The organism is Chthoniobacterales bacterium (assembly GCA_035274845.1).
In the GTDB taxonomy this organism is placed as follows: domain Bacteria; phylum Verrucomicrobiota; class Verrucomicrobiia; order Chthoniobacterales; family UBA10450; genus AV80.
The window spans coordinates 1-18,042 of sequence record DATENU010000007.1 but is presented as its reverse complement, the minus strand read 5'-3'; the positions used below and the strand labels follow the sequence as shown (position 1 = coordinate 18,042).

The 18,042-nt window shown below is 59.6% G+C and carries 16 protein-coding genes and 1 tRNA gene; 11 read left to right on the top strand and 6 right to left on the bottom strand.

The genetic code is table 11. The annotated features are described in order from the left end of the window. Positions 1 to 74 precede the first annotated feature (74 nt). The gene (locus VJU77_02630; protein ID HKP02232.1) at positions 75 to 1,349 is read left to right on the top strand and encodes a hypothetical protein; all 1,275 of its coding nucleotides are present in this window, start codon (positions 75 to 77) and stop codon (positions 1,347 to 1,349) included. Between the two features lie 20 nt (positions 1,350 to 1,369). Here the strand turns inward: VJU77_02630 and VJU77_02625 are convergent, their stop codons facing one another. Beyond that, positions 1,370 to 1,741, bottom strand: coding sequence for a CoA-binding protein (locus VJU77_02625; protein ID HKP02231.1), 372 nt, complete (start codon positions 1,739 to 1,741; stop codon positions 1,370 to 1,372). A gap of 132 nt (positions 1,742 to 1,873) precedes the next feature. On the opposite strand from VJU77_02625, the gene VJU77_02620 reads away from it, so the two are divergent. The 8 genes from VJU77_02620 (at position 1,874) to VJU77_02585 (ending at position 9,524) form a co-directional block, all read left to right on the top strand. Next, a complete protein-coding gene (locus VJU77_02620) occupies positions 1,874 to 3,196 on the top strand; it encodes a DUF3463 domain-containing protein (GenBank protein ID HKP02230.1) in 1,323 nt (440 codons plus the stop codon). A 4-nt stretch (positions 3,197 to 3,200) separates the two neighbouring features. Further along, positions 3,201 to 5,201 (top strand): squalene--hopene cyclase, encoded by a 2,001-nt coding sequence (shc, locus tag VJU77_02615; protein ID HKP02229.1) that lies wholly within the window; start codon positions 3,201 to 3,203, stop codon positions 5,199 to 5,201. Continuing rightward, complete coding sequence (locus VJU77_02610) at positions 5,198 to 5,605, top strand: ester cyclase (protein HKP02228.1); 408 nt, start codon at positions 5,198 to 5,200, stop codon at positions 5,603 to 5,605. The genes shc and VJU77_02610 overlap by 4 nt, the downstream gene beginning before the upstream one ends. Continuing rightward, positions 5,605 to 6,048 (top strand): DUF5655 domain-containing protein, encoded by a 444-nt coding sequence (locus VJU77_02605; GenBank protein ID HKP02227.1) that lies wholly within the window; start codon positions 5,605 to 5,607, stop codon positions 6,046 to 6,048. The genes VJU77_02610 and VJU77_02605 overlap by 1 nt, the downstream gene beginning before the upstream one ends. A gap of 163 nt (positions 6,049 to 6,211) precedes the next feature. Then, entirely contained in the window at positions 6,212 to 6,811 is a 600-nt protein-coding gene (locus tag VJU77_02600; GenBank protein HKP02226.1) for a superoxide dismutase, read from the top strand. An 84-nt stretch (positions 6,812 to 6,895) separates the two neighbouring features. Continuing rightward, entirely contained in the window at positions 6,896 to 8,146 is a 1,251-nt protein-coding gene (locus VJU77_02595) for an LL-diaminopimelate aminotransferase (protein ID HKP02225.1), read from the top strand. Between the two features lie 123 nt (positions 8,147 to 8,269). Then, positions 8,270 to 8,773, top strand: coding sequence for a hypothetical protein (locus VJU77_02590; GenBank protein HKP02224.1), 504 nt, complete (start codon positions 8,270 to 8,272; stop codon positions 8,771 to 8,773). Continuing rightward, positions 8,757 to 9,524, top strand: a complete 768-nt coding sequence (locus VJU77_02585; protein ID HKP02223.1) for a hypothetical protein — start codon at positions 8,757 to 8,759, stop codon at positions 9,522 to 9,524. The genes VJU77_02590 and VJU77_02585 overlap by 17 nt, the downstream gene beginning before the upstream one ends. 67 nt (positions 9,525 to 9,591) lie before the next feature. On the opposite strand, the gene VJU77_02580 is transcribed toward VJU77_02585, so the two are convergent. Together VJU77_02580 and VJU77_02575 are read right to left on the bottom strand one after the other, a co-directional pair. Beyond that, positions 9,592 to 9,834, bottom strand: a complete 243-nt coding sequence (locus VJU77_02580; protein HKP02222.1) for a GIY-YIG nuclease family protein — start codon at positions 9,832 to 9,834, stop codon at positions 9,592 to 9,594. Between the two features lie 9 nt (positions 9,835 to 9,843). Further along, a tRNA-Met gene (locus VJU77_02575) sits at positions 9,844 to 9,915 on the bottom strand. A gap of 526 nt (positions 9,916 to 10,441) precedes the next feature. Here VJU77_02575 and VJU77_02570 point away from each other — a divergent pair. Next, positions 10,442 to 10,891, top strand: a complete 450-nt coding sequence (locus tag VJU77_02570; GenBank protein HKP02221.1) for a MaoC family dehydratase — start codon at positions 10,442 to 10,444, stop codon at positions 10,889 to 10,891. A 92-nt stretch (positions 10,892 to 10,983) separates the two neighbouring features. Here the strand turns inward: VJU77_02570 and VJU77_02565 are convergent, their stop codons facing one another. After that, positions 10,984 to 13,179, bottom strand: a complete 2,196-nt coding sequence (locus tag VJU77_02565) for an AMP-binding protein (GenBank protein ID HKP02220.1) — start codon at positions 13,177 to 13,179, stop codon at positions 10,984 to 10,986. A gap of 52 nt (positions 13,180 to 13,231) precedes the next feature. Between VJU77_02565 and VJU77_02560 the strand changes: the two genes are divergently transcribed. Further along, positions 13,232 to 14,506: an MFS transporter gene (locus tag VJU77_02560; GenBank protein HKP02219.1), complete on the top strand. Its 1,275-nt coding sequence runs from the start codon at positions 13,232 to 13,234 to the stop codon at positions 14,504 to 14,506. Between the two features lie 79 nt (positions 14,507 to 14,585). On the opposite strand, the gene VJU77_02555 is transcribed toward VJU77_02560, so the two are convergent. Continuing rightward, the gene (locus VJU77_02555) at positions 14,586 to 15,548 is read right to left on the bottom strand and encodes a PRC-barrel domain-containing protein (GenBank protein ID HKP02218.1); all 963 of its coding nucleotides are present in this window, start codon (positions 15,546 to 15,548) and stop codon (positions 14,586 to 14,588) included. A 201-nt stretch (positions 15,549 to 15,749) separates the two neighbouring features. Then, the gene (locus VJU77_02550) at positions 15,750 to 17,612 is read right to left on the bottom strand and encodes a pectinesterase family protein (protein HKP02217.1); all 1,863 of its coding nucleotides are present in this window, start codon (positions 17,610 to 17,612) and stop codon (positions 15,750 to 15,752) included. Positions 17,613 to 18,042: the final 430 nt, after the last annotated feature.

Below are 18,042 nucleotides of genomic sequence, written 5' to 3'. Positions count from 1 at the left end.
CGATTTCGGATTCAGAAAATTCTCCGCCCGCCGCGGCCCCCACGCCGGTCTCCTTCTTTCGACGTCACGGCGGTATGCTGGTGGTGTTGCTGATTCTCGTAATCTACGGGTTCGAAGCCCATGCTCGCCGGCAATTCGAACCGACGCCGGCGACTCAGGGCGACCAGGGCGCCTACCTGGCGGATGCCGTCCGAATGTATGAAACGAACTACGCGGCCGTAGGAGAACGCGCCCGGATGCCGGTCTATCCATTTCTCCTCTCGTTCCTCTACGAACCGGGACTGACAGAGGAGAAATTTCTCGAGCGGGCGCAAACGTTCACGGTCAATCTGTCCATTGTTCTCTTGTTCCTGCTCTTCCTGATTTTCCGCAGGACATTCCCGACGATTTACGCCGTAGCGCTCGTTAGCATCACGGCGTTCGGGATGTTTCTCTATCGCGCCGGGATGGCGCAACCGGAGGTGCTTCTCTACACCCTCTGCTTCTGCGCCTTCCTTTTGTTCGCGCGATTGTTCGCCACGCCGCGTTGGTGGCTGGCGGTGCTCGCCGGGGCAACGATGGGCGTGGCCCATTTGACCAAGGGATCGCTGCTTCCCGCACTGGCTCTCTGGGTGCTCCTCTTCGTCGTCCAGACTTTTTGGAAAAGGGGTGACAGGACCGGAGAAGTTGGGCCGCGCGTGCTCGCGCTTCTCCTGGTCATCGTGACCTTTTTGGCCGTCACCTCCGCCTATCTGCGAACCAGCAAAGAAGTTTACGGCGCCTATTTCTTCAATGTGAACTCGGCCATCGTGGTGTGGTGCGATTCGTGGCCCGAAGCGCTTGGATGGCTGGAACTTCAACATGACCGCGAGAAATGGCGCGCTCTTCCCGCCGACCAGATTCCTTCGGCCGCGAAGTATTGGCGGGAACACTCGCTGTCGCAGGTGGTCAATCGATTCGCGCGAGGGTTGCGCTCGCTCGCCACTCAGAAAGCCATGGCGGTCGGCCACTACAAATTCATGGTGGGGCTCGTGCTGCTGGCCGGGGTTATGTGGGTAAGCGACCCGCGTCGTGGCTGGCAGCTCGTCGCCGAAAATCCGTTTGGGGCGGCGTTTGCCTTTTTGTTCTGCGCGTTTTTCATCGTCGCCTTCGCCTGGTTCGACGCGATCACCAGCGATACGCGTTTTATCCTGACGCTCTTTTTACCGGTGGTCTTTACCGCGTCTCTTTTCATTATCGCGGTAGGGCGTGATCGAAGTTTCTCCATCGCAGGCCGCCGGCTGCCTTTTGCGGTCCTGTTGTCGGGGGTCCTGCTTTCGCTCTCGTTAGTGGACGTATTTTACAACGCCTGGCGAGGCTTCGGTAACTAGGAGGGAACGCGCTCTCGCGTCTAGAACTGCCCCGTCCGGAGCATCACCAGGGTGCAGCCCTCGACCACTTCGATGCCGGCCGCTTCCGCTTTTTCCGCCAAGGCGAAGTTCTCCGCCCCGGGGTTCATGATGATGCGGCGCGGTTTCGCGGCGACGATGCCGTCAATCAGCGGATTCGAGCGCGCTTCACCGAGGTACAACGTCACGGTGTCAATTGGTCGCGGAGCGTCCGATATGCTCGGGTAGCATTTCTCCCCCAGGATATCGGCGAAGGCGGGATTAATGGGCACGGGCCGGTGCCCGTATTCCTGCAAGAGCTCGAATGCTTTATAGGCGTAGCGGTCCGGCTTGGGCGAGGCGCCGAGAATAGCGACGGTTTCAGGCGTTTTCATGCTGGCAGATGAAGGTACGCCCAGCGATGAATGCTGTCACTTTTTCCTGCTGATGCTCCTGATCAGGAGCAAGATTGAGAGGGGGCAGTCTTATTGACAGCGGGCCCCCCCTTGTTACTATCCTCGCTTCCTATGCGATTCCCGCTGGCGTTGACCTCCAAGATCGCCGCCTACATCATCACCAACAAGCTGCGGCGGACTCCGAAGTTTGCCACCGTCCTCCAGCTTGAGCCCTTGCATACGTGCAACTTAACCTGTACCGGCTGCGGACGGATCCGGGAGTATTCCACCTCGCTCAAGGACATTTTGCCGCTGGAAGACTGCCTGGGGGCTGCCCGGGAGTGCAACGCCCCCATGGTCTCGATCTGCGGCGGGGAGCCCCTGATTTATCCCCAAATCGAAGCGTTGGTGAACGGACTCTTCGAGCAAAAACGGATCGTTTACGTCTGCACCAACGCCATGTTCATGCGCAAAAAGATGCGGGAATGGATGGCGGCCGAATTGGCGAAAGCGAATAACGGCAGCCGCGCCGGTCTGGAGTCGAAGCTCGCGGAATTGGTCGCCAAAGGCCTCGTTTCCGAAAAGGATGCGGAAGTCGTCCGGCAAGGTCCAAAAGATCCGGCGAAACCGACCATCGGCCCGAGCCGCTGGATGTATTGGAACGTCCACCTCGATGGGCTGGAGCGGACGCACGATCTGATTGTCGAGCGCGAAGGCGTTTTCAAGGAATGCATCCTCGCGATCAAGATGGCGAAAATCCTTGGTTATCAGATCGCGACGAACACGACCGTTTACAAGGAAACCGATATGGAAGAGCTCGAACAGCTCTTCGATTTCCTTTCCGATCTCGGCGTGGATGGCCACACCATCACCCCGGGCTACGAGTACGACGCGGCCAAGCAGGACATGATCAAACGGCTGAGCTTGCAGCCGGAAAATTTCTTTCTCACCCGAAGCGCGACGGTGAAAAAGTTCGCGAAGATGGAAGACTGGATGAAGCGCTACACGTTTTTCGGGACGCCGGTTTACTTCGAATTTCTCGCCGGCAAACGCGACCTGACCTGCTCTGCCTGGGCGATTCCGACCCGCAACATCAGCGGCTGGAAAGCTCCCTGTTATTTCATGACGGATGCCGCCGGCACAAACGGCACCGGCCATTACAAGAGCTACGCCGACCTCCTCGCGAATGTGGACTGGAACAAGTACGGCGTGGTGGAAGGTGTCGCGAAAGACCCGCGCTGCGAGAATTGCATGACGCATTGCGGCTACGAGCCGACCGCCAGCCTCGGTTTGCACGCCAAGCGCGGCGATACCTGGAAAACGGTAAAGTTTAATTTCGGTCCGCGACCAAAACCGACCGGGCGGGGGAGTGAAATCGCGGCATACAACGGCGTCACTTCAGGCAATGGGCATCTGACGGGCAAGCGCGCGGAAGTCGCGGCCAAGGCATCCTAAGGCGATGGCGCCACCGGTTGCCAACCTCATTCCGCTGCCGAGCGTTGCCCCGAACGCGAGCTCGTCCTATTCGCAGGACGATCCGGAAATCGCGAGCGCGATATCGCGGGCCCAGGATAATCTTCTCCGGCAACAGCACCCGGACGGCCACTGGTGCGGTGAGCTCCTGGTCGATAGCACCCTCTGCTCCGACTACGTGCTCTTCATGCACTGGCTCGGTGAAGTCGACGACGCTCTCCAGCAACGCTGCGTCCGCCACATTTTGAAACGCCAGCTGCCTGACGGCGGATGGAACATTTACTACGGCGGGCCGAGCGAAGTGAACGCCTCGGTGAAAGCCTACTTCGCCCTTAAGCTTGCCGGGCATTCGGCCGATCTGCCGTTCATGCACGACGCCCGCGCCAACATTCTTCGGCTTGGCGGAATTCCGAAGATGAACACCTTCAGCAAGCTTTACCTCGCGCTGCTGGGGCAGTTCCCGTGGCAGTATCTGCCCACGATCCCGGTCGAGATGATCCTCCTCCCGAGTTGGGCGTTCTTTAACATTTACAAAATGTCCTCCTGGAGCCGGGCGATGCTGATCCCGCTCGCGATCATTAATCATTTCAAGCCGACCCGTGAACTCCCCGGGATGAAGCAATTGCACGAGCTGTATCCTCTCGGTACAGAGCACAAGGATTTCACACTTTCCCGCGATCCCCGCTTTTTTGCCTGGCGGAATTTTTTCCTGCGGGCGGATCACGCCATCAAGATCATTTCGAAACTGGGATGGCGTCCGATGCGCCGGCGCGCCTTGGAGGAAGCCGAACGCTGGATGATCGAGCGGATCGGGGAGGGGAGCGACGGATTGGCTGCCGTTTTTCCAGCGATGCTCAACTCGCTGATCGCCCTGCGCGCTCTCGGGTATTCGCCCAACAATCCGATTTACAAAAAAGCCGCGAACGACTTTGCCGGCCTCTTCGTCGATGACCCGGAAGATTTCCGGATCCAGCCCTGCCTGTCGCCTGTCTGGGACACGGCGATCAATATCATCGCGCTGGCCGAGTCCGGCCTGCCGGCGGACCATCCCTCGCTCAAGAAGGCCGCCAATTGGCTGGTCGACAAAGAAGTCCGCACCCAGGGCGATTGGACGATCAACAATCCCCACACGGATGCGAGCGGTTGGGCCTTCGAATACAACAACGTTTATTATCCGGATACCGACGATACCGCGATGGTGTTGATGGGACTTCGGCTCGCAAAGCCGGACGACCAGGAGGCACTCGATGCCCTTTTCAAACGCGCGATCGCCTGGCAGCTCAGCTTCCAATGCCGTGACGGCGGGTGGGCGGCGTTCGACAAGGAAGTGACCAAACATTGGCTCGAGGACATGCCGTTCGCGGATCACAACGCGATTCTCGATCCGACCTGCAGCGATCTCACCGCGCGCACCCTCGAGCTTTTCGGCTACATCAATTTCGACGTGAAACAGCGCTCGGTCCGCGAAGCCATCCGCTATCTCTTTGAAACGCAGGATGACGACGGTTCGTGGTACGGACGCTGGGGCGTCAATTACATTTACGGGACATGGCAGGTGCTCCGCGGCCTGCGCGCCATCGGCGAGAACATGACGCAGGATTGGATCCTGCGCGGACGTGATTGGCTCGAGAGCTGCCAGAATGCGGATGGCGGCTGGGGAGAAACCTGCGCATCCTATGACGACCCGACGGTGAAAGGGTGCGGCGAAAGCACCGCCTCGCAGACCGCCTGGGCGATCATGGGAATCTGTGCCTGTGGCGATCTCGATCGGGCCAGCGTGCAGCGAGGTTTGCGTTATCTGCTTTCGACCCAACGAGCCGACGGCGCCTGGGACGAACCGCAAATCACGGGCACCGGTTTCCCCCGCGTCTTTTATCTCAAGTACGACATGTACCGGCAGAATTTTCCGCTGCTCGCGCTCGCGACTTACATCAATTACCGCAGCGGCCTCGGCCATTATCCCAGCTTCTATCGCTGCGGCGCATGAGCGAAACGGCCGAGAACCGGCAGGTCGTTGAAGTCATTAATGCCGTGTTGAGCGGCGAGAAACCAATCGCCGCGCTGGACACGGTTATCGCGGATGATTTTCACGACCATGCCGCATTTCCTGGTCAGCGACCCGGCCGGGCTGGCTTCGCCGATGCGGTCGGAAATTTGCGAGCGGCTTTTGACCAGAAAGTGCGGAGTCTGCATACTGCGGCGGAAGGCGATCTCGTCATCGATCACTGGGTTTCAGAGGGGGTGCATCGCGGCGCTTTTTTTGGGATCGAGCCGACGGGGAAGAACGTTCGGATCGAAGGGTTCAGCGTTTGGCGAATCGTGGATGGCCGTGCCGCCGAGGCCTGGGGTCTGGTTGATATCGCGGGATTGATGAGGCAACTGAAGGCGTGATGGCAACGAAACGGCGCCCTCCCCTCTGGCGTTGTCCTGAGTGCGGCCGCGCTTTCGCCAATCGCAATCAATCCCACGCCTGCGGGAATTACACCCTCGCTTCACATTTCGACGACAAACCGAAAACGGTCCGTGCCATTTTCGATAAGCTGCTCGCAGTCGCCAGGCGGAACGGGCCGGTAACTGTTCTGCCCGAGAAAACCCGGATCGCGTTTCAGGTTCGGATGAGCTTTGCCGCCTTCGTCATCCGACGAAACTGGGTGGACGGACACGTCGTCCTCGCGCGCCGCCTGGAGAACCCGCGCTTTCGCCGAATCGAGACTTTTTCGCCGCGAAATCATCTTCACGCCTTTCGATTCGAGAGCGTGGACGAGATCGACGACGAAGCCGCCGCCTGGTTTACCGAAGCCTATCAAGTCGGCCAGCAGCGCCATCTCGGTTGACGGCGGACGTGCGAACGGGCGCTGCAAATCTTGACGGCTTAAAGCCGTCAAGATTCCGTAGCGGCAATCTAAAGGGTGCGACGGCCCTGTCGGAGCGGCGCCGTAAATTTGGCAGTTCGCTGCTTGATTGACGCGCTGCCGCAGGCAGTGACATTGCCAAACTATGGCCTACGAATTACCAAAACTGCCCTACGCCTACGACGCGCTTGAGCCGCACATCGATGCGCGCACGATGGAAATCCATCACACCAAGCATCACCAGACTTACATCACCAACGTCAACAACGCCCTCAAGGATAAACCCGAACTCGCGAACAAATCCGTCGAGGATCTGATCAAGGACCTCAATTCTGTGCCGGAAGACATTCGCGGCGTCGTCCGCAACAACGGCGGCGGGCACGCGAACCATTCTTTCTTCTGGAAGATCATGGGCCCGAACGCCGGCGGCGAACCGTCCGGCAAACTCGGCGATGACATCAAATCCACTTTCGGGAGCTTCGACGCTTTCAAGGAAAAGTTCGCCGATGCCGGAGCCAAACGTTTCGGGAGCGGCTGGGCGTGGCTGATCAAGAACAAGAGCGGCAAACTCGAAGTCGTTTCTACTCCGAACCAGGACAGCCCGCTCATGGAGGGCAACACGCCACTCCTCGGAGTCGATGTCTGGGAGCACGCCTATTACCTGAACTACCAGAACCGCCGGCCCGATTACATCAAGGCCTGGTGGAACGTGGTGAACTGGGACGAAGTCGCGAAGAACTATTAAGCGACGACGTTTTGCTCATCTGTAGCGGCGGTCTCTGACCGCCGTGAGGTGGAGCTTCGGCGGTCAGAGACCGCCGCTACAGAAATGGCCTATCTAAACGACAACTACCTCAAGCTCCAGGCTGGCTATCTCTTTCCCGAAATCAGCCGCCGGGTCCGTGAATTTTGCGACGCGAATCCGGACGCGGCGAAACGCCTGATTCGCTGCGGGATCGGCGACGTCACCGAGCCGTTGCCGCCGGCCGTTATCGCGGCCATGCACCACGCGGTGGATGAGCTCAGCGTCCGCGAGACTTTCCGCGGCTACGGCCATGAGCAGGGTTTGGAATCGCTGCGCGAGAGAATCGCGGAACAGGATTATCGCGACCGCGGCGTTGAGATGACCATGGACGAGATTTTTATCTCGGAAGGCTCGAAATCGGACTGCGGCTACATCCTCGACGTTTTGGGCGACCAAAACAAACTGGCGATTACCGACCCGGTTTATCCGGTTTACGTCGATACGAATGTCATGGTGGGGCACACGGGAGCCGCCGACAAATCAGGTCGATACGAAGGAATCACCTACCTGCCTTGCGGCCCCTCGAATAATTTTGTGCCCGAGCCGCCGTCGGAGCCGGTCGACATCGTTTACCTTTGTTTTCCGAATAATCCGACCGGCGCCGTGGCCTCCCGGGAGCAGTTGACCCGCTGGGTTGAGTACGCGCGTAAACACGAGTCCATCATCCTGTTCGATGCGGCGTATGAGGCTTACATCAGCGATCCAAAAATTCCGCACTCGATTTTCGAAATCCCAGGTGCCTGCGAATGCGCGGTGGAGTTTCGCAGTTTCTCCAAGAATGGCGGGTTCACCGGCGTGCGTTGCGGATTCACAGTCATGCCGAAGAGTTTGCTGGCGCGCACGGCGGGCGGCGAGCGGAAGCCGATCCACCCTCTTTGGCATCGCCGCTGGAGCACAAAAGCCAACAGTGTGAGTTATCCGGTTCAACGGGGCGCCGAGGCCATTTACACGCCGGAAGGGCGCGAGCAGGTGCGCCATTTGATCGATCATTACATGGGGAACGCGCGGATCCTGCGCGAAGCGGCGGAGCACGCCGGTCTCGAGGTTTATGGTGGCGTGAACGCGCCCTACATTTGGGTCTCGACGCCTCCCGGCCTGACGAGCTGGCAGATGTTCGATCGGATGTTGCACGAGCTTAACGTCGTGATCACGCCCGGGAGCGGATTCGGATCCTGCGGCGAAGGGTTCTTCCGCATCTCGGCCTTCAACAGCCGGGAAAACGCAGAGGAAGTGGGACGGCGCCTTATTGGAGACGGCCTGCCACCAGGCCGTTGAGAGAAAGCGATGCTGCATCCCTCCGGCACGATGGCGTGCCGGCTCCATTGGAAAGCGTCCCAGCTACAGCCCCTTGTCGCGGCACAGCTCGCGCGTAAATTTCGTGCTTCAGAAAATCGAATAATGGCCGTTACCACCCAAAATCTTCCGCAACTCTATCGCTTTTGTTTCCTAATGACAGGCGACGCGAGCAAGGCGCAGAGCGCCTTTCAGGACACAGTCCGGGAAGCGGCCCTGCGCTCCGCGAAAGACGAGCCGCCTCCGGATCGCTTCTGGTTTTTTAATGACGCGCGCTGGCGCTGCCTCGCGCTCGGCGAGCAGGATCTGCAGGCTGAGCCGGGAATGTTGGAGGAGGCCGAAATTTCTCCCGCGGCCCCGAAGCAGATCGCACAGCTGGAGCCTAATCAGCTCGCGGTCTGGATTTCCGCAGCCCCCGAGCCGCAGCGCAGTGCCCTGGCCCTTTTTTATCTGGACGAATTCACCTTGAACGAAATGCTCACGATGCTGGAAATGAAGACCGGCGAGTTTGCCGGGCTGATTTCGAGCGGGCGTCGTCAATTCCAATCCTGGCTCGACGCCACCACGCCATATCACGAAGAAGAAGTTTTCGATGCCGGACAAGTCTGACCTTCTTCTGGGCTGCGCGCCCATCACGGAAAAGCCGGGGATCGACCGCGCGATGCGGGTGGCGATCCAGCGCGCGCGCCACGGGAAGAAGGCAGCCGCGTTTGGCCATCAGCAGGCGTTCGACACGGCGATGGCCAGGCTCGTTCATGAGATCCCGGTGGACGCGCAGGTGGCGGAATGGTTCGCAAACGAAAACCTCATTCCGGTGGTGAGGCGCCGCTGGAAAAAGATCCTGCTCAATCCAGTTGTCATCGCGATTGCCCTGGCCCTGCTCGTCATCAGCGGCGTCGCTGCTTATCGCGTGCGCGAGCACTTGCGCGACTTTCCCGGCGCGGACAAGGCGCGAAGACTTCTCACGGTGGGCGCTTCGACCCGATCGGTCTTGCTCGATCCGTTGAAAACGGAGGCCGGCGCCCTGAGCGATTTCTATTTCATGAAGCACCGGCTCGAGCATTATGACGTGCCGGCTGAGTTCGCCGATTTCAAAACCTTGGGCACGCGTGTTTTTGACGACGATGAAGTCCGTCGCGTCGCCCAAATCTGGTTGGTGGAAAAGCGGATGCAGTGTTTTCTCTTCCCGGCCGAGGCCGACCCCAAAACCGGCCAGGTCACCGATTTTTCCGATTGGCGTTTCGTCGAGTTGGAAGGCTGGACGGGCGCGGTCACCCAGCGAAACGGCGTTTGTTTCATGGCCGCAATTCGCGGCGGCGAAAAAGATCTCCAGCCGTACTTGGAGAAAAAGAAGGAGTAAACGGGTGAGGGGAGTGCCAGAGGGGAGAATCGAACTCCCGACCAACCCCGAAAGCTTTCGGGGCTGCCTACCGGCGCAAATAGTAAATCGCGAGTTTAGGGTTCTTCTTTTTTTTCAATCGACATTCGACCGAGCGGGCCTCGCTTAGCGACGAAAATCTCTTTGCTGCAACAATTTCAAGTTTCTCACCGAGACGCTTCGTGGTTGCGGTGTGACCACGAATATGCTGCGCGAAGCGTGCATCGAGATCGACGGTTGAGCCAATGTAATGGCGACCGGTGGAACCGCGGAGGATATAGACCCAAGCCATTTAAGAAACTGCCAGAGGGGAGAATCGAACTCCCGACCAAGGGCTTATGAGTCCCCTGCTCTACCGCTGAGCTACCCTGGCGTTTGCGAGACAAACTCAATACCGCCGCGAGCGTTTGTGTCAACGGGCTCATCGACAGCTTCCGTTCGTAGCGTCGCGTGAAACGCTGGGATTCCCGGCTGCCTCGGACCTGCTTGAGCGCCGGAGGCGCGCCGGATTAGAGCCCGGAGTGAGCAGAGCGAACTCCGGGGACCTTTCACAAATCCACCAAACCCCGAAGGGGTGACGGAAACCACGCCTTTTGGGCGGCATCGATCCTTCCGTCGCCCCTGTTCGGGGCTTGATTTCAGTCGGGATCGGCACCCGGAGTTTCGCTTCGCTTCACTCCGGGCTCTAATCCGACGCCCCGTTGGGGCTAACCATAACGGCAGAATCGGAACGTGAGCGCGCTTTCCTTGCAGCGCCGGAGGCGCGTGGGATTAAAGCCCGGAGTGAAGCGCAGCGAACTCCGGGGGGGGTGGATCCCGAATCACCTAACCCCGAAGGGGTGACGGAAACCCGCGCATCGCACGGGATGACAAATCGGAAATGACGCTGAAAATAGAGCGTGACCGAGCTCTACCTCGAAGATTTGCACGTCGGCGATCGCTTTGATTCCGACGTTGTCCACGTGACGGAGGAGGACATCATCGCTTTTGCCCGCGACTTCGACCAGCAGGCGTTTCACCTCGATAAATCCGCCGCCGAGAAGAGCGTTTTCAAGGGCCTGGCCGCCAGCGGCTGGCATACGGCGGCGATGAGCATGAAGTTGTATACCACCGGAAAATTTCGAGCGGCCGGTGGCTCGGTTGGTTTGGCCGTGGACGAATTGCGGTGGCCGCATCCGGTCCGGCCGGGAGATACGCTGCGGCTCGAGACTGAAATCCTGGAGGTGCGCCCGTCCCAATCGAAGCCCAATCGCGGCATTATCCGCATCCGGAACGTGACCACGAACCAGCGCGGCGAGATTGTCCAAACGTTCCTCGCCTACGTGATGGTGCAGCGGCGTCCTCGGTAGGGATTGGCTTGGTAGGGACGCCGCGCTGCGGCGTCCGCGAGCACAAGTTGCAGCGCTATCCTTGCGGACGCGCCCGCGCGCCGTCCCTGCCATTAACCCTCCTCCACGAGCCGTTTGCAGCTCGCGAGATCGAGTTTGCCAGAGCCGAGAACAGGAATCGCTTCCACGCGGCGGACCGTCCTTGGAATCCACAAGTTCGGAACTCCGGACTCAGCCAGGGCCGATCGCAGCGTCGGCAAATCCAGCTCGATGCTGCTCAGGAGAATGAGCGCTTCACCCTTGGCCGCGTCCGGCACACCCATGACCGCGACCATGCGCGTCGACTGATCCAGGTTCAACGTCGTGATGATCTTCTGTTCGATTGTTTCGTGCGGCACCATCTCGCCCCCAATCTTCGAGAAACGCGACAGGCGCCCTTCGATGAAAAGAAACCCGTCTTCGTCGAAACGTCCGATGTCGCCGGTCATGAACCAGCCGTCACGCAAGACCGCGGCGGTTTGTTCCGGAGCGTCGAGGTAACCTTCGAAAATGTTCGGGCCGCGCAGCCAGAGCATTCCCGTTTCGTGAAGCGACCGGTGCGCGTTCGTTTCCGGATCGCGAATTTCCGCCGCGATCCCCGGGAGCAGTTTGCCAGTCGCGCCGAGACGATTCGAAGGCTGGACGCTTTGGCCAGGCTTCGAAGGCGTCAACTGCGGAAGATTCACGCTGACCACCGGCGATGTCTCGGTAAGCCCGTAGCCTTGCATCACCTCCTTGCCGAATTGCACGGCGAACGCGTTCGCCAGTTCGTCCGGCAATTTTTCCGCGCCGGTGATCAGGAGACGGACGCTGCGCAACTGCGGCGGCTCGGCCTTGCGCAAGTAGGCCCGGAGAAATGTCGGCGTCGCCAGCATCACCGTGATCGCATGCTCTTCCACCAATCCCGCGATCTTTTTCGCTTCCAACGGATTCGGGTAAGTGACCACGCGCACCCTCTCGATGAGCGGATACCAAAGCGTGACCGTGCAGCCGAAGCTGTGAAAAAACGGGAGCGACCCGAGGATCACGTCGTTCTTTTTCGCTTCGAGGAACACGGCGAATTGCGAGACGTTGCCGACAATATTGCGGTGGCTCAGGACCACGCCTTTCGGTTTCCCGGAACTTCCGCTCGTGAACAAGAGAACGGCTTCTTCGTGGTCGCCGATTCGCGGTAACCGAAGGCGCCGGGCCAGGATGGACGCCGGCAAAATGAGCGCGGCGATCCACGAACCGAGGATCTTTTTCTTCATCGGCGGCAGCACTTCGTCCAGGTGAATGACGTTTTGCGTCCAGGGAAAATCCTCGAGCCGTTTGGCCAGCGCTCGCGCGCTGATGATGGTGGTAACGCGCCCCTGCTCGATTGCGGACTCGACCGCGTCGCGCGGGCTGGTGAAGTTCAGGTTCACCGGGACCTTGTTCGCGAGGGTCACGGCTAGATTCGCGACCACGCCGCCTTTGCCCGGCGGAAGGACAACTCCGATCCGCTTTTCCGGACAATTAGTTTTCAGGTGCCGGCTCAACGCGAGGGCGACCCCGAGCAACTTACTTCGCGACAAGGTGCTCCCGTCCAGGCCGTCGGTGAGCGCGGTTCGAAACGGATGGCGTTTGAGTCCGCGCAAACAGGCGCGCCCGAGGTGCTCGCGCAGGATCGGCCGCTGGCTGTAACAAAATTCCCCGAGCTTGAGCAGCTCTTCGCGCACGCTGGCGATGTCGGCCGCATCCGCCGGCAGGGGCTGGCCGAATGCGACCATCACCCGATACGGCACCGCGCTGGGCCATTTCGTAAAAAAGCGTCCGCCCTTGAAAGAAAAGATCGAACCCCAAAGACGGTCGAGCCAGACAGGGACGACCGGCGCTTCCGCCTGCCGGGCGATGATTTCATAACCGCGGCGCAGGCGCAGAAGCGATCCGATTCGCGTGAGTTCGCCCTCGGGGAACAGACAGACAATCTCGCCCGCCTCAATCCGCGCGACCGCCTCGCGCATCGCGTCTTTCGCTTTGCGGGCCGTGATTGGGATGCAACCGACCGCTCGCAACACAGGATTAAGAACACGATTCTTGTACACGCCCGCGTCGATGATGAACCGAACCGGGCGCGGACAGGCAAGCGAGAGCACGATGGCGTCCACCCAGGTGATGTGATTCGGCAGGAGAAGGAAACCGCCCGTCGGGAGATCTTCGCGGCCCACGGTGGAAACGCGATAAATCACCCGCGCGATGCCCAAGCCAAAAAAACGGAGCACGCTTTCGACGCCGGAAGATTTAGCCATTGTTTGTTTATGGTTTACAAGGAGCCGGTTGTCCCATGCAATCGGCAATTCCATGATGACAAAGGATTCCCCTGGCCGCCTGGGAGCACGCACCGCAGTCGCGCTCTTGCTTTCGATCAATATTTTTAATTATGTCGACCGGCAAATCCTGGCGGCCGTCGAACCTTCTATCCGGGCGGCGTTTTTTCTGCCGGGGGACAAAAACGCCCTCGCGATCAGCGGTAGCCTTGGAAGTGCGTTTCTTGTCACCTACATGCTGGTCGCGCCTGCGCTCGGCTGGCTGGCGGACCGTTTTTCGCGCTGGGTTATTATCGGACTCGCGGTTATTTTTTGGAGCTTCGCCACCGCCGGTTCCGGTTTGGCTGCGACTTACGGCATTTTGTTTTTTACCCGCATTCTTGTTGGAGTCGGGGAAGGCGGATACGGACCGGCGGCGCCGACAATTTTGGCGGATCTGTTTCCGATTGAGAAACGCGGCCGCATTATGTCTTTCTTTTTCGCGGCCATTCCGGTCGGCAGCGCGCTGGGTTACGTCATTGGCGGAGCGGTCCTGACGCATTTGACTTTCGTGGCCGAGCCGGACCGGTGGCGCTGGGCCTTATGCCTGGTGGCAGTCCCGGGAATCGCTCTCGGCCTTTGGTGTTTTTTGCAGCGAGACCCACGTGCCGTCCACGGCGTGCGTCCCGAGAAACAACGCGCGAAATGGGGGGACTACCTTACGATCATTCGAACGCCTTCCTTCCTTATAAACTGCGGAGCTCAGACGGCGATGACCTTCGCGGCGGGTGGGATCGGCTGGTGGATCGCGGCATATTTGAAGGATCGTGGTTTGCCTTCATCCTCCACCGAGATTTTCGGAGTCATCATTGCCGTTGCGGGTCTGACCTCGACTTTGATCGGCGGTTGGCTGGCGGATCGTCTTCGCAATAAGTATCGTGGTTCCTACTTCCTCGTCTCAGGCTGGGGAATGCTCTGCGCCTTTCCCCTTTTCGTGGCCATGTTGTTTACGCCCTTTCCATTCGCCTGGCTGTGGATGTTTGGGTCGGTCTTCTTCTTGTTTCTCAACACCGGACCGTCGAACACGGCGTTGGCCAACGTTACGTCGCCGAAGGTGCGCGCGACAGCGTTTGCCTTTAACATCCTCATGCTTCACATGTTTGGCGACGTTCCGGCATTTCCCGCAATCGGCTATGTGGCTGGCCACAGTAATTGGACGACTGCGTTTCTCGTCGTCTCGGGAATGATGCTTTTGGCGGGGGTTCTTTGGCTGATTGGGGCGAAGTTTTTGCCCCGCGACATTGCCCGTGTCGAGGCGGCCGCTGCCTGAGACCCACCCAGCCGTTAAAGCAAAACAGCAGGAGCGCTCCCGCACTCCTGCTGTTCTGAATACAATTGCTTGGTTAACCTTACGGCGTCGGAGCCGCTTCCGGTTCGGAAGTCTTTTTCTCGGATTTTTGCGATTTCTTTGGCTTCGATTCGCTCGTCGTGCTTTCCGTGGCGGAATCGCTCTTCGGCGATTTCTCGGTCTTGGCCTCGGACTTCTTCGAGCTGCTCTTGGTCGAGTCGCTCTGGGTGGATTCGGTCTTCGTCGACTCATCCGTCGCGGTATCGGCGCTACTCTTCTTCTTCGTGCTCTTTGACGAAGGGCTGCTCGCGCTTTCAGACGCCGGGCTCTTGGCGGTGGAAGGTTTCGAAGCGGAGGCGCTGGCGGCCGGCTTCGAGGGCGAGGACGTGGCCGGGCTCATAGGCGTTGGCTTCGGAGTCACGATGGCCGCAGCTGTCCCACTCGGGCTCGGCGCTGCCGACGCGGCGGGCGTAACACTCGTCGCCGGCACCGCGGTTGCATTGGTCGAGGCGCTCGCGTTCGTAGTTGTCGTCGTCCCGCTCGTGCTGGTATTCGTCACGCCGATACTAAAGCTTGGCGTCACGCCGAAGTAGCCGTAAACACCGCTGATATATTCCGGCCGGCTGTATTCTTCGATCCGAGTCGATTCCCACACTGGGGCGCTGTAGATTTTTTCCCGCTCCACTCGCGTGACGTATACGCGCGGTTCGGAGCTTACCGAAAAGACGCTCCAGGGCGCCGCGACGGTTTTTGTCGTGGTCGTGGTACTCGTTGTCGTCGTCCCGCCCCCTCTGGTTGAAAGAACCACGTAAGCGAGGCAACCGCTGTTTCGATCGAGCACGAAATCCTTGATCTCGCCGACATCCTGTCCGCGTGAATCCTTGATTTTGGAACCGATAACGCTGCTACTTTGAATGTAACCCGTTGTGGTTGTGGTCGTGCTCTGGGTCGTCTGAGCGAAAACAGGAGCAATGGCGAGACCCAATACGGCCAAAGTTGCTCCCAACAGAAGTGATTTTTTCATAAGCATGTAGATGTGACTGACGGAAAGCGCGGCCGCATTATTCAGCAGCGTTATCCAAGATTGATTCGTTAGACCACGAACCTTTGGATGGCAGAAAGGCTTGCGCTTTTCTCGCGCTTGGAGGCGGCCTGCCGTCGTAATGGGGCCGGCTCGCCGCGGCGAGCCGGAGAGCTAACGCGCCGAAACTGCCAACGGTTCCGGCTATTCCAAATTGTAAGCTTCCACCAAAGCCACGCCCGTCGTCGCCCCTTTGCCTTGCACGATCGCGGTGTAATGCCCGGGAGCCAGGCTGGTTTGCAGAGCAGACTCACGCGGATTCGTCGGCTGCAAAGAAGCGGGAATGGGTTGGCCGTTTACCGACGTCCCCCAGTCGTCGTTACCGGTGAGACTTCCGTTCGCATCGTAAAGCTGCAGCATTGGATCCTGGAGCGTGTTCGCCACGCCAAATGCCGTCAGCGAGGGGCCGATCGCGCGCAATACCACCTGCCCCGCAGTCGGGCCGCCGATGACGACGCCGGCGATCAAGACATTGTCCCCGGTGCCGGCGAACCCCAGGGTGCTGATATTTCCCAACTGCGAATCCGCGGGAAGATCGCCATCATAAACCTCGACGAGTGCAGTCCCAAGGGTCCCATCGTGTCCGCGAACCACGGCTGTGTAGGAGCCGGGGGCAAGCGTCAGGACTAGAGCCGACTCGAGCTCGTGCGCCGGCGACAAACTCTTCGTCTCCAACTCCGCGGCAGACACGGCATCGTCCTGCCAATTATCGTTGGTTGCGATCTCTCCGCTCACTCCGTGCACCGTCAGCACTGGGTCCGCCAGGGCATCCGTCAAACCCGCGGCCTGCAACGACGGACCAATGGCGCGCACGACGACCTTCTTCGGCGCGGTTCCCGTAATGATGAAACCGCCGATCCCCACATTCTGGGTGGCGTCGATCCGGAGTCTTGTGGAGATATTGAAGAATTGCGGCTTCGCGCCTGGCTTCACCGGCAGCCAGAGCATTTGGAGCTGCGGATCCCACGGCGCTCCCTGGCTCTCATAAGGCCCGGCGCTCTCGGGCTGCGTCGTCGCGTTCCAGAAATCCACCGGTCCAAAGATATTTTGCAGGGTATAATTGGCCGCTTGTTCCGCGGTCATCGGATCGGCCCACGCGACTCGACCATTGGGAGTCCCATTCCCGTCGGAATCCGCCAGCAGCTGGCCGCTGAGGCTCATGCTACCCCACTCCGAGACGCGGGTGAACGGATCGCGATTTGTGCCGGGGTCCATGAGACTGTTCCACGGGTCCCAACCTGCCTGCGTGATATGCGTTCCCATTCGTGTCCGAATGTAAATCACGCTCGGCATTTGCTGGGACGGCGAATAAAACCACGGCCGGCCGAGGAAAACGGAATTGTTCGGAGCGGTCGTGCCGTTCTCTCGTGAAAACCCTTTCACGAGCTCGCAATCGAGAAAGATCAATCCATTGGCGATGACGCGCAGCGTGTCGGCGGCGGTGAGATAGCCCAAGCCCGTGCTCTCGATCGTGCAGTGGTCGAAGACCGCGGTCGCGTTTCCGAAAATGAAATCGGCGTCGCCCGTGATGAAGCTGTTACTGAAGTACTGTCTGGTCGAGCTCCAGACGAGAAGCGTGTCCTGGTAGCCGAGGAAACGAACATTATCGAACACGGCCCGGTCTGCGTCGCAGCGTGTCGCCAGGGCCTGAAACAAACTGCTTTGGGGCGTGGAATTCTCGAAAGTCAGGTTGCGCGCCATGAAAGCCGTCGCGCTCGGATGGATCGAGACCACCTCATTCAGCGACGCCGGCGTCTGCGTGATGTGGTATGAAATGGTCACGTTCTCCGGTCCTGCGCCCTGGCCAATGAAGGTGACCCATGGTTTATCGACAATCACCCGCTCGACGTACCTCCCTGGCGCGATAAAGATATTCGCCCGGTCCGTTTCCGTCTGATCTTGGACGGCATCGACAGCGCTTTGGACCGTCGGAAAGGCGCCGTCCGCGCCGGCCGGATTCACAAAATAATCGCGACCGATCGCGCTGCTGGCCGAAGCCAGAGCCATCGCGCAAAGGCAAAGCCATACCGCGCCAGGCGATTTTGGCCTGGCGCTCAATGGTCGGGAACGGGGCATCCGATGAGATAACGCTAACACCGCGGCCAGGTCGAGCATTTTGGAGGCCGAGCAGGGGGTGGGGAGATGGAGTAGTGGAGTAATGGAGTGATGGGGTGATTAGCAGCCGGAGGGCGGGAATGGAGCCGGCGGAAGCCGAGCGACATAGGCGAAGCCCGGGCGGGGTGAGCAAGCGGGAGCAAGCGAGTCAATCGAACCGGCGCGTTAAGCAAAGGCCCCGTTGTCAGTTCATCCCGAGCATGTTGAACAGGCGGGGGCGGGAATGGAGCGAGTGGGACGAGCGACATAGACGGAAAGCCGCGAGGGTAGCGGTGAGCGAGGCGGGAGCCGAGCGAATCAATCGAACCGGCACGTTGAGCAA

Coding starts and splice junctions, on each gene's coding strand:
- VJU77_02630 (HKP02232.1), top strand. CDS start 75: ATGCTGGTGGTGTTGCTGATTCTCGTAATCTACGGGTTCGAAGCCCAT.
- VJU77_02625 (HKP02231.1), bottom strand. CDS start 1,741: ATGAAAACGCCTGAAACCGTCGCTATTCTCGGCGCCTCGCCCAAGCCG.
- VJU77_02620 (HKP02230.1), top strand. CDS start 1,874: ATGCGATTCCCGCTGGCGTTGACCTCCAAGATCGCCGCCTACATCATC.
- shc (HKP02229.1), top strand. CDS start 3,201: ATGGCGCCACCGGTTGCCAACCTCATTCCGCTGCCGAGCGTTGCCCCG.
- VJU77_02610 (HKP02228.1), top strand. CDS start 5,198: ATGAGCGAAACGGCCGAGAACCGGCAGGTCGTTGAAGTCATTAATGCC.
- VJU77_02605 (HKP02227.1), top strand. CDS start 5,605: ATGGCAACGAAACGGCGCCCTCCCCTCTGGCGTTGTCCTGAGTGCGGC.
- VJU77_02600 (HKP02226.1), top strand. CDS start 6,212: ATGGCCTACGAATTACCAAAACTGCCCTACGCCTACGACGCGCTTGAG.
- VJU77_02595 (HKP02225.1), top strand. CDS start 6,896: ATGGCCTATCTAAACGACAACTACCTCAAGCTCCAGGCTGGCTATCTC.
- VJU77_02590 (HKP02224.1), top strand. CDS start 8,270: ATGGCCGTTACCACCCAAAATCTTCCGCAACTCTATCGCTTTTGTTTC.
- VJU77_02585 (HKP02223.1), top strand. CDS start 8,757: ATGCCGGACAAGTCTGACCTTCTTCTGGGCTGCGCGCCCATCACGGAA.
- VJU77_02580 (HKP02222.1), bottom strand. CDS start 9,834: ATGGCTTGGGTCTATATCCTCCGCGGTTCCACCGGTCGCCATTACATT.
- VJU77_02565 (HKP02220.1), bottom strand. CDS start 13,179: ATGGCTAAATCTTCCGGCGTCGAAAGCGTGCTCCGTTTTTTTGGCTTG.
- VJU77_02560 (HKP02219.1), top strand. CDS start 13,232: ATGATGACAAAGGATTCCCCTGGCCGCCTGGGAGCACGCACCGCAGTC.
- VJU77_02555 (HKP02218.1), bottom strand. CDS start 15,548: ATGAAAAAATCACTTCTGTTGGGAGCAACTTTGGCCGTATTGGGTCTC.
- VJU77_02550 (HKP02217.1), bottom strand. CDS start 17,612: ATGGCTCTGGCTTCGGCCAGCAGCGCGATCGGTCGCGATTATTTTGTG.